Below are 11,490 nucleotides of genomic sequence, written 5' to 3'. Positions count from 1 at the left end.
GCAAAGGCTCTTTCGTGAAGAAGTTCTAAGTTTCATACAAGAAAAACGCAAGCGTTTTTCTGGATAGAATGCTGATTGGAGGAAATCGGATGAGTGAGGAAAAGAAAGGCTTTTTTGCCCGGTTAAAAGAAGGACTGACCAAGACCCGTGACAACATTGTCCGGGGAATTGATTCGGTCTTCAGCGGCTTCTCCGCTATTGATGATGATTTCTATGAAGAACTGGAAGAAATCCTCATTATGGGAGATATCGGTGTGAATGCCACCACCGCTATCGTGGAGAGACTGAAACAGCAGGTGAAGGAAAAACATATCAAGGAACCTTCCGAATGCAAACAGCTTCTGATTGAAAGTATCAAGGAGCAGATGCAGGTGGATGAGACTGCCTATAATTTTGAGAAGGAACAGTCCGTGATCATGGTCATCGGTGTCAACGGTGTGGGGAAGACCACTTCCGTCGGCAAGCTGGCCGGTAAATTAAAGGATGAGGGCAGGAAAGTCCTTATTGCCGCAGCGGATACTTTCCGTGCCGCAGCAGGAGACCAGCTGGCAGAGTGGGCATCCCGGGCGGATGTTCCCATGATCGGCGGAAAAGAAGGTGCGGATCCCGCCAGCGTGGTGTTTGATGCCGTGAATGCGGCGAAGGCACGAGGCGTGGATGTGCTTCTTGTAGATACCGCCGGCAGACTGCACAATAAAAAGAACCTGATGGAAGAACTTCGTAAGATGAACCGTATCATCGACAAGGAATTCCCCAATGCCCACAGAGAGAATCTGATCGTGCTGGACGGCACCACGGGACAGAATGCTCTGGTGCAGGCAAGAGAATTCGGTGAGGTGGCGGATCTTACGGGTATCATCCTGACCAAGATGGACGGAACGGCCAAGGGCGGTATCGCTGTGGCCATCCAGTCCGAACTGAAGGTTCCGGTAAAATATATCGGTGTGGGAGAGACCATCGAGGATCTCCAGAAATTCAATTCCGATGAATTTGTAAATGCGTTGTTTGATGTGAATATGGATGACATCGGAGAACTGCATCTGCCGGAGGAAGAAGCTGGAGAGACAGACGCGGAAGAATAATAAACAGGCAGACCAAAGAAAGTGTGACAGAAAGGCATGGGAAGAAAAATGCAGGAAGAAATGTTGACTTTAGAGAAATTTGAAGAAGCAAGTGAGATCGTTAAAAAAGTTACTTTAGAGACCAAACTGGTATACAGTGATTATTTCAGTGCCCAGACCGGCAACCGCGTATACTTAAAGCCCGAGAACTTACAGTTTACCGGAGCTTACAAGTTAAGAGGCGCTTATTACAAAATGAGCACTCTGACCGATGAAGAGCGCGCCAAGGGACTGATCACCGCCTCTGCAGGCAACCATGCCCAGGGCGTGGCTTATGCGGCAAAATGCTATGGAAGCAAGGCAACCATCGTAATGCCCACCACGACACCTCTGATCAAGGTAAACCGTACCAGAGGCTATGGAGCAGAGGTAGTACTGCATGGCGATGTCTATGATGAGGCCTGCGCAAAGGCATATGAGCTGGCAGAAGAGCACGGATATACTTTCATCCATCCTTTTGATGATCTGACCGTAGCTACCGGTCAGGGTACCATTGCCATGGAGATCTTCAAAGAGCTTCCACTGGTAGATTATATTCTGGTTCCTATCGGTGGCGGCGGACTGGCAACCGGTGTTTCCACACTGGCAAAACTGCTGAATCCGAAGATCAAGGTCATCGGCGTAGAGCCCGCAGGAGCTAACTGCATGCAGGTATCCTTAAAGAACGGCAAGGTTACCACATTGCCCAAGGTCAACACCATCGCAGACGGTACCGCGGTAAAGACTCCTGGCAGCAAGATCTTCCCGTACTTACAGAAGAATCTGGACGATGTGATCACCGTAGAGGATGAGGATCTGGTAGTAGCTTTTCTGGATATGGTAGAGAATCACAAGATGATCGTGGAGAATTCCGGTTTGCTGACGGTAGCAGCCTTAAAGCAGTTAAATGTGAAGGATAAGCGTATTGTATCTATCCTGAGTGGCGGTAACATGGATGTCATCACCATGTCTTCCGTAGTACAGCAGGGTCTGATCTTAAGAGACCGTATCTTCACCGTATCCGTACTGCTTCCCGACAAGCCCGGTGAGCTGTGCAGAGTATCCGGTATTATTGCCGGAGTCAACGGTAATGTCATCAAGCTGGAGCACAACCAGTTTGTATCCATCAACCGCAGTGCTGCTGTGGAGCTGCGTATCACACTGGAAGCATTCGGCACCGAGCATAAGAATGAGATCATTGCCGCTCTGGAAAAAGAAGGCTATCAGCCCAAAGTGGTAAGAGCCAATATCTAAGTTTTAAGATTTGAAAAGAAGTGAATGTATCACCGATAAAAGCCGCATATTATAGATATGCGGCTTTTGTATGGAATGGAGAAAAAAGTTATGGCAAAGAAGACAGAAAAAGAACTGGAAATACAGAGACTGGACAAAAAGACACCCTTACAGATGCTCTGGGATTATGTGATGATCACGGTGGCATCCTTTGTCTATGCGGTATCCGTCAGCTTATTTTTGGATCCGAACTCCCTGGCACCCGGTGGAATCACCGGTATCGCTATTATCTTAAATCGTCTGTTCGGCATTGAGACCGGTACCTGGATGCTGCTCATCAATATACCGATCCTTTTGATCGGTATCTGGAAATTCGGACTGCGGTTTATTCTGTCTACAATCTATTGTACGGCAATGACCTCTCTGTTTACGAACCTGCTGACACCGGTAGGAGCAGTGACCACAGATCCTTTGCTTGCCTCTCTGACCGGAAGTGCCTTGATGGCAGTATCCATGGGCTGGGTGTTCAAGGCCGGATCCACTACGGGAGGAACAGATATTATTATCAAGCTGCTGCGACTAAAGTTCCCGTACCTCAAGACAGGAGCATTGTTTTTCCTGACAGATGTGGTTATCGTCATAGCATCGGCGTTTGTATTCCGGAACATTGACAAGGCATTGTATGCCGGTATCGTGGTCATTATCACATCAGTGGTGCTGGATGTGGTATTGTACGGTCGTGATGAGGCGAAGCTGATCTATATTATCAGCGACCATGCGGAAAAAATCGCAGGGAGACTTTTGGAGGAGCTGGACATTGGTGTAACTTATGTACAGGGCAGCGGTGCCTACAGCGGCAAGGAGAAGAGCGTCATCATGTGTGCCATGAAGAAAAACATTTCTCCCAAGGCGGAAGAGATCGTAAAGGAAGAGGATCCCCTGGCATTTATGATCGTCACCAGTGCCACGGAGATCTTCGGGGAGGGCTATAAGAGCTATTTTAGTGAGAAACTGTAAAAGGTCAATTATTAAATTTCAGGAAAAAATTTTGAAAGGGCTTACATTTTTTAAAAGAATCTTCTATAATAGCGTCGTGTCCGAACGGACAGACGCTATTTTGGGGATACGATGAATGGGTACGGATTATGATTTCAAACCGGGCAGAAGCAGCCTGCGGATTACTGTGGCATAGAATAGTGTAAAACCATAGAGAGAACCGAATGGAAACTGTGGTAATGATATAGGAGCTATGTGATATGAGTGATACAACATTGTCAAAAGAGGAGAAACAATATAAACGGCTCACCGGGGAACCGGTAGCACGGTTGGTCCTGGAACTGGGACTGCCGACTACCATCAGTATGCTGATCACGAATCTGTATAATATGGTGGATACCTGGTTCGTCAGCCAGTTAGGCACCAGTGCCACCGGAGCGGTAGGCGTGGTGTTCGGTCTGATGGCAATTATTCAGGCGTTCGGATTCATGTTCGGTCATGGCGCCGGAAGCAATATCAGCCGGTTGTTAGGAGCTCATAAAAAGGAGCGAGCGAAAGCTTTTTCCGCTACTGGATTTTATCTGGCGGTGGGAGCCGGAGTGTTGATCGCAATTATCGGTATTTTGGATCTGAACGGATTGTGCAGATTGCTTGGAAGTACGGAGACCATCCTTCCCTATGCGAGAATCTATGCTTTCTATATTCTGGTGTCGGCACCGGCAATGGCATCCAGCTGTGTGATGAACAATGTGCTCCGGTATGAAGGCTATGCCAATCTTGCGATGGTGGGACTGGTCTCCGGCGGTATCTTAAATATGGCGGGAGATGCCATCCTTATGTGGGGCTTAAATCTTGGCATCCGGGGAGCGGCGCTTTCCACTATGATCTCTCAGTACATATCCTTCGGAATCCTGTTATTCTTTTTCCTGCGTGGAAAGACACAGAGCAGCCTGGCACCGAAATATTTTACCTGGGAATTTGCCGTGCATAAGAATATTCTTACAGCAGGCTTCCCCAGTATGATGCGGCAGGGACTGAATAGCGTGTCCACCATGGTGTTGAATGCACAGGCAGCTGTCTACGGAGATATTGCCATCGCCGCTATGAGCGTGGTGTCCCGTATTTTCAATTTCGTATTTAGTGTGGCACTGGGCATCGGCCAGGGATTCCAGCCGGTATCGTCCTTCAATTACGGGGCAAAGAAGTATTCCCGTGTGAAGAAAGCGTTCTGGTTCACATTGTGTGCCAGCCTGGTGACCATGGCAGTGTTTGCAGGGGTGGTGTATGTGTTCCGCAGAGAGCTGTTGCTGGAATTCCTTACGGATATGGATGCCTATGAGATTGCATTTTATGCGTTGCAGATCCAATGTCTGACGCTACCGTTTATTCCGGTATGTATCTGCGGCAACATGCTGTTTCAGTCCATCGGAAAGGGCGGCAGGGCGACGATCTTAGCCTCCTTCCGAAGTGGCACTATCTATATCCCGGCTCTCCTGATCCTGACAGCCTTCTTCGGACTTCGAGGCATCCAGTGGTCACAGCCGGTGTCCGATATTTTATCTGCGGTTTTGTCATTGCCGGTGGCAGTGGTGTTCTTAAGGGGACTGCCGGAAGATGGTACGTAAGTATAGAGAAGAATGAGATCCCTTCGTCATAAGACGGAGGGATTTTTATGTACAGATGTATCCATACGCAGGAATAAGTATCTGCCTTGATCTGTGAAGCTGTTGACATTAAATAATCCGCATGATACAATATATTTAACGATTAGGTTAAATGTTAAACGATTGGATGAAAGGATGTGATTCATTTTTGGGAATACAGGATACATTGAAAGCGCTGGCAGATCCTATAAGGCGTGAAATACTAAATCTTCTGAAAAACGGTCGATTGTCGGCAGGAGAGATCTGCGAACATTTTCTGGTGACGGGGGCTTCCATATCGAGGCATTTGTCGGTGCTAAAGGAGGCAGATCTGATCCGGGACAAGCGGGAAGGAAAGTTTATTTATTATGAACTGAATGCTTCCGTGCTGGAAGAAATCATGTTATGGATCACAGATTTGAAAGGAGCATCGGATAATGAAAGAAATGATACAGAAAAATAAAGGCAGGCTGATCTGCTCGGCATTTGTTATGTGCGTGGGCATTATATTGGGATATACCTTTGAGAACAGTCTGTGGATAAACGGCATTTTTGCAGTGACTTATGTGGTAATAATGGCAGTAACTTTTTACGACAACAGAAACAGGCAGCAGAGTGACAAGGTCATAAGAATGGTTACGTGGATCGTGCCGGGAATGACATTGCTCTATAACGGCATCGCCAGATGGATCGATATGGGTGTAACGAAAGAGAATCTGCTCATGGCAATTTTGTATGTCGGAATGGGATTGCTATTTGTTATTGTGGGCAATTATCTGCCCAAGGTGAAACCGAACCGCACCATCGGCATCCGCGTCGTATGGGCATTGCAGGATGAGGAGAACTGGAATGCCACGCACCGCTTCAGTGGAAAAATATGGGTGGCAGCAGGACTGTTGAGCATGAGCTGTGGACTGTTCAGTGACAGCATGGCTGCATTATTTCTGTTTATTGTCGCTATCACGGCAGCAGCTTTTGGCAGCATCCTGTATTCTTATCTCTATTATAGAAAGAAGTTGTGCACCGGAAAAGGGCTGGCAGTACACTACAACCATAAAGTGGTTGCGGTCTATGTGTTTATAATGCTCGCGTGTGTGCTATTTACGGTATGGACGTTATATACGGGAAAAATCGAGATCTGTTACGGAGAAAATGAATTTACTGTTCAGGCGGAGGGCTGGCAGGATTACACAGTGAAATATGACGCTATCGAAAGCATTGCTTACGAAGAGAATATGTTCCGGGATACGAATACAATCCGGACGAACGGTTTTGGCAACTTGAAATACTCCATGGGACATTTTCGCGATGAAATCCACGCAGATTACATCCGCTATACTCATAACGACTGTGATACTTATGTAGTCATGGAAGTAGAGGGGAGCACCGTTATTCTAAACGGTGCGGATGATGTGCAGACCTGGGAAATCTACAATAATATCAGAGAACGGATGGAAAAATAATATTTGTAAATATATTTCCCAATTGCTTTTATATTTTTTAAAAATGGTATACACTAAACTTATGTAAGTTAGTAAACGAGGATTTCGGGAAAGGGTGGTTACAGTATGCTGAAACAGTGGATTCCGGCGGTGAAGCCGGAAAAAGAGGAACTGGAAAAACGACTGAATGCGGCGCAGGAGGAGCTTGGTAGACTCCAGATGCAGATCAAGGAGCATAAGCTCCCGGTGCTGGTGCTGATCGAAGGCTGGGGTGCGGCCGGTAAGGGCAGCACTATCGGCGGAATTATTAAAAATATCGATCCCAGATTCTTCAAGGTGGCTTCCATGTCTGCACCGACAGAGGAAGAGAAGCGGAAGCCTTTTTTGTATCGGTATTTTGTGAAAATTCCGGAAGCCGGGAAGTTCGAATTTCTGGATTCCGGCTGGATGGATGAGGTGACGAAGGGAAGACTTCGGGGCGAACTGTCGGATAAGCAGTATGCGGAGCGTATTGAGAGCATAAAGCGTTTCGAACGACAGTTGACGGACAACGGTTATCTGGTGTTGAAGCTCTTTTTCCAGATTGGAAAAAAGGAACAGAAGAAGCGGCTGGAAGAACTGGAAGGCAACAAGGACACTGCATGGCGTGTGGGTGAGAACGACTGGTGGCAGAACAAGCATTATGACAAATGCGAGGAAGTCTTCGATAAATATCTCACCGACACCAATGCTTCCGTAGCACCCTGGTACATCATAGATTCCGGGGACAAAAAGTGGGCGGAGTTACAGGTGTTGGAGACGCTGTGCAGCGGTATCCATGTGGCTTTACAGAACGAAAGCCTGGCAGTGCCTATTTTACAGAACGTATTCCCTCTGGTGAAGATGCCGAAGCTGTCCGAGGTGGAACTGGACAAGGAGATTTCCGAGGAAGAATACAAGCGGGAACTGCGCCATCTGCAAAAGAAGCTGAATGCCCTGCATTACCGCCTGTATCGCAAGAAGATCCCGGTAGTCATCGCCTACGAAGGCTGGGATGCCGCAGGCAAGGGCGGTAATATCAAGCGGATCGCCGGAGCACTGGATCCCAGAGGCTATGAGGTGCATCCTATCGCCAGCCCGGAACCCCACGAGAAAGCCAGACATTACCTCTGGCGCTTCTGGACGAGACTGCCCAAGACCGGACACATCGCCATTTTTGACCGTACCTGGTACGGGCGCGTTATGGTGGAGCGCCTGGAAGGCTTCTGCAGCACCAACGACTGGCAGCGGGCTTACAATGAGATCAATGAGTTCGAGAAGGAATTGTCCCAGTGGGGTGCAGTGATCATCAAATTCTGGGTGCAGATCGACAAGGACACCCAGCTGGAACGCTTTACGGAACGGCAGAACACCCCGGAGAAGCAGTGGAAGATCACGGACGAAGACTGGCGTAACCGCGACAAATGGGATCAGTACGAAGAGGCTGTGAACGAAATGCTTCAAAAGACCAGCACGGAGTATGCACCCTGGCATATTCTGGAATCCGTAGATAAAAAATATGCCAGGATCAAAGCATTGAAGATTGTCATTGCCGAACTGGAAAAGGCTCTGGGATAGGAAAAGAAAGTAGAGAACGTAAACACCGTCTTGTAAAAAGGCGGTGTTTCTATATGTGATGAAACCGTTGACAATGTAAGATTCATAAAATATAATTATTTCATCGAAACGGTGAAAAGGGGTGAATTGATGAAACAAAATTTATCACAAATACAATATGAGCAACTGGCCAGAGAACAATTTTGCAACCGGCTGAAAGAAATTCCGTTTGTTTCGGATATCGAGGTGTTATTGGAAAAGAAGAATGCACCGTTGGGGGATTTCAAGGCAAAGGTGTATTTGGAGGACAGCGATGAGCCTCTTTTATTTGTGATTGAAGTCAGGTCTAACGGAGAAAAGAGATTCGTTAATCATTTTATGGAAATCGTGATGCGGCAGGATGATAAAACGCATTATATTTTTATGGCACCATATATTTCGGAGCAGTCAGCCAGAGCGATGAAAGAGGAAAAATGCAGTTATATGGATCTGTCCGGAAATTGTTATATCTTAACGAAAAGATTTCTGCTCTATGTCAGTGGACAGGATAACAAGTTCATAACCCACAGGGAAAAGAAAAATTACTTATCCAAATCGTCAAGTGCTGCATCAGCAATTATTCGTACCATGCTGAATGAACCGGAGCGAAAATGGCAGGTGAAAACGCTGGCTCAGGAGAGCAATACGGCATTGGGAACAGTATCTAATGTGAAAAGTTTTTTGCTTGCCAGAGACTGGATAGATAAGAGTACTACGGAATTCCGTTTGCAGAACATTAGGGAACTGTTTTATACATGGGCAAAGGATTATCATCAAAAAGAAGCGAGAAAATTACAGTTTTATTCTTTGGATACGGTTCCGGAGATAGAACAATCAGCCGCTGAATGGAGTAAAACACATGATAATGGAGCTATATTAGGTGGCTTTTCGGCTGCGGCACGATATGCGCCGACAGTACGTTATCAAAAAGCCGAAATATATGTAGAACCTCAATTTGTTCAGGAATTTGTAAAAGATCTGGAATTGCAGCCGGTCAATGCCGGAGGAAATGTTGTGATAACGATACCGCATGACGAAACCCCCTGTATGTACGCAAAGCCTGTTCATGATACATTAGTAACTTCTCCGGCACAAACGGTAATTGATCTGCTGGGGGATGCCGGAAGAGGGGAAGAGGCTGCGGAGGCAATCCTGCGCAGAGAATACCCGGAGAGGACAGAGGATGAAAGAAGAACTGAAAAAGGCAACTGACTATTCAGAGGGACAAAAGACAGCCGCATACATGGTACTCGGAGAGATCGTAAATCTTTTGAATGAGTTTTCAGATAATATCAGAATCATAGGAGGATGGGTTCCGACACTTTTATACCCGGACGGTGGTCATATAGGTTCTATTGATGTAGATGTTCTGCTGAATCAACTGGAGATCAAAAAGGCAGAAAGCTATCGGACGATTAAACGGATACTGACACAAAATGGGTATAGAAGACATGAAGAAAAATATTTTACATTTATAAAAACAATAGTTTTAGATGGAGTTTCCTATGACGTAGACGTGGATTTCCTGTCCGGAAAATATGGCGGCGATGGCGGAAATGTAAGCAAACATGTGGATGGTATTAAAACCTTACCGGCTACGGGAGGAAATTTTGCATTTGATTTTCCGCCAACGGATGTGAAAATAGAATATATGCGGGAGGATGGAGCAAAGGACAGTGGATATGTGAAAGTGATTTCTGTGGTACCTTATCTGGTCATGAAGACAGCAGCACTGGGGAGGGGAAAACCGAAGGATGCGTATGATATATATTACATGGTTGACAAATATGAGGGAGGCGTAAGAACACTTGTTAAAGAATTTATGCCTTATACAGACAGAGAGTTGATCAGAGAAATGTGTCAGAAGCTGGATGAAAAATTTGCTTCGCCACAGCATGCCGGACCAACAGATGTAGTGACATTCATGGGAATAACAGAGGAAGAAGAAAAAGAACAGATCCGACAGGATGTTTACCAGAAGATACACTATTTAACAAATAAATTGAAAACAATGTAAGCAAAATCTTGTGTTGGCAGACAGGTCTGTTATAATGATACATAGTTGTATTTCCCAGATAGTATTTACAGAACGAGAGGAGAAATCATGGGCGAGAACCGTAAGATATATGCAGCATTATTGGGAGCAGGAACCGTGGGCAGCGGTGTGTATAAGCTGGCAGGAATGCAGGAAGAAGATATCTGCCTGAAAACAGGAGCACAGCTGGAGATCAAAAAGATCCTGGTGCGGAATCCGGGAAAGGTAAGAGAGGGAATCCCACAGGAACTATTTACAGATAGCTGGCAGGAGATTTTAGAAGATCCTGAGATTCAGATCGTTATCGAAGTCATGGGCGGCATCGAACCGGCCAGAACCTATGTGGAAGAAGCAATGAAGGCCGGCAAACAGGTGGTCACCGCCAACAAGGATCTGCTGGCGGAATATGGGGATCCGTTGTTTGAGATCGCCACGGAGAATAAATGCGACTTACAATTCGAGGCGGCAGTAGCAGGCGCCATTCCCATCATCCGCCCTTTGCGGCAGAGCCTGGCGGGAAGCCAATTGACGGAGATCATGGGAATCGTCAACGGTACGACAAACTATATTTTGACCAAAATGTCCGAGGAAGGTATGGGGTATCAAGAAGCTCTGGATATGGCTACGAGACTGGGCTATGCGGAAGCAGATCCCACAGCAGACGTGGAAGGCTATGATGCGGGACGCAAGATCGCCATTATGGCATCCATCGCTTTCAGCTCCCGCGTGACGTTCCCTCAGGTTTATACGGAAGGCATCACGAAGATTACAGCAGAGGATATCCGGTATGCGAAAGAATTCGGCTATGTGATTAAACTGTTGGGTATTACAAAGCTTACAGGTAAAGGAATTGAAGTAAAAGTACATCCCACATTGATCCCGGACAGCCATCCTCTTGCCACGGTCAGAGATTCCTTCAATGCCGTATTTGTTCATGGTCAGGCTTGTGATGATGCCATGTTCATGGGACGGGGCGCCGGACAGATGCCCACTGCCAGTGCGGTATTGGGAGATGTCATCGATGTGATGCGTAATATTATCCATGGAAGTTGCGGCAAGATTGGCAGTGACAGCCACAAGAAACTTCTCGTACTGGATGTGGAGGAGACGAAGAGCCGTTTCTTCCTGCGCCTGCAGGTAGAGAACCGTGCCGGAGCATTGGCCAATATCGCCGGAGTTCTTGGTAACAACGATGTCAGCATCGCCCAGATGGTACAGAAACGCAGCCACGACGGTATTGCCGAGATCGTGGTCATCACCGATCTTGTGACCGAGAGACATTTCAACGACGCCATCCGCATCATGGAAGGCATGTCTGTTGTGAGAGAAATCTCAGGCATAATCCGGGTCTACTAAAGTTTGTAGAATTGAAAGTTAGTGAAACAAATCCACGAACGCCCATGGCGGACGGAATGTCCTTCCTCGAT

The 11,490-nt window shown here is 46.8% G+C and carries 10 protein-coding genes; all 10 read left to right on the top strand.

Going from position 1 to position 11,490, the window contains the following annotated elements:
* The first annotated feature begins 89 nt into the window (after positions 1-89).
* The 10 genes from ftsY (at position 90) to ACLTOH_RS10610 (ending at position 11,419) form a co-directional block, all read left to right on the top strand.
* On the top strand, positions 90-1,082 hold the full coding sequence (gene ftsY, locus ACLTOH_RS10655; protein ID WP_337545584.1) for a signal recognition particle-docking protein FtsY: 993 nt from the start codon (positions 90-92) through the stop codon (positions 1,080-1,082).
* 60 nt (positions 1,083-1,142) lie between these two features.
* Positions 1,143-2,354: a threonine ammonia-lyase gene (ilvA, locus tag ACLTOH_RS10650; RefSeq protein ID WP_117569170.1), complete on the top strand. Its 1,212-nt coding sequence runs from the start codon at positions 1,143-1,145 to the stop codon at positions 2,352-2,354.
* Between the two features lie 90 nt (positions 2,355-2,444).
* On the top strand, positions 2,445-3,350 hold the full coding sequence (locus tag ACLTOH_RS10645; protein ID WP_242993723.1) for a YitT family protein: 906 nt from the start codon (positions 2,445-2,447) through the stop codon (positions 3,348-3,350).
* A gap of 239 nt (positions 3,351-3,589) precedes the next feature.
* Entirely contained in the window at positions 3,590-4,954 is a 1,365-nt protein-coding gene (locus ACLTOH_RS10640; protein WP_412224105.1) for an MATE family efflux transporter, read from the top strand.
* Between the two features lie 187 nt (positions 4,955-5,141).
* On the top strand, positions 5,142-5,435 hold the full coding sequence (locus tag ACLTOH_RS10635; RefSeq protein ID WP_412224103.1) for an autorepressor SdpR family transcription factor: 294 nt from the start codon (positions 5,142-5,144) through the stop codon (positions 5,433-5,435).
* A complete protein-coding gene (locus tag ACLTOH_RS10630) occupies positions 5,410-6,435 on the top strand; it encodes an SdpI family protein (RefSeq protein WP_412224102.1) in 1,026 nt (341 codons plus the stop codon). Before ACLTOH_RS10635 ends, ACLTOH_RS10630 begins: the two co-directional genes overlap by 26 nt.
* A 105-nt stretch (positions 6,436-6,540) precedes the next feature.
* Positions 6,541-8,010, top strand: a complete 1,470-nt coding sequence (gene pap, locus ACLTOH_RS10625; protein WP_412224101.1) for a polyphosphate:AMP phosphotransferase — start codon at positions 6,541-6,543, stop codon at positions 8,008-8,010.
* A gap of 129 nt (positions 8,011-8,139) precedes the next feature.
* Positions 8,140-9,240, top strand: a complete 1,101-nt coding sequence (locus ACLTOH_RS10620) for a type IV toxin-antitoxin system AbiEi family antitoxin (RefSeq protein WP_412224100.1) — start codon at positions 8,140-8,142, stop codon at positions 9,238-9,240.
* The gene (locus ACLTOH_RS10615) at positions 9,212-10,045 is read left to right on the top strand and encodes a hypothetical protein (RefSeq protein ID WP_337418365.1); all 834 of its coding nucleotides are present in this window, start codon (positions 9,212-9,214) and stop codon (positions 10,043-10,045) included. The genes ACLTOH_RS10620 and ACLTOH_RS10615 overlap by 29 nt, the downstream gene beginning before the upstream one ends.
* Before the next feature lie 87 nt (positions 10,046-10,132).
* Entirely contained in the window at positions 10,133-11,419 is a 1,287-nt protein-coding gene (locus tag ACLTOH_RS10610; RefSeq protein WP_118505306.1) for a homoserine dehydrogenase, read from the top strand.
* Positions 11,420-11,490 lie beyond the last annotated feature (71 nt).

Origin of the sequence: Waltera sp. (genome assembly GCF_046969025.1) — a bacterium.
Lineage (GTDB): Bacteria > Bacillota > Clostridia > Lachnospirales > Lachnospiraceae > Acetatifactor > Acetatifactor acetigignens.
Note: the sequence above shows the minus strand (reverse complement) of the source record. Positions and strands in the feature narration are given on the sequence as shown.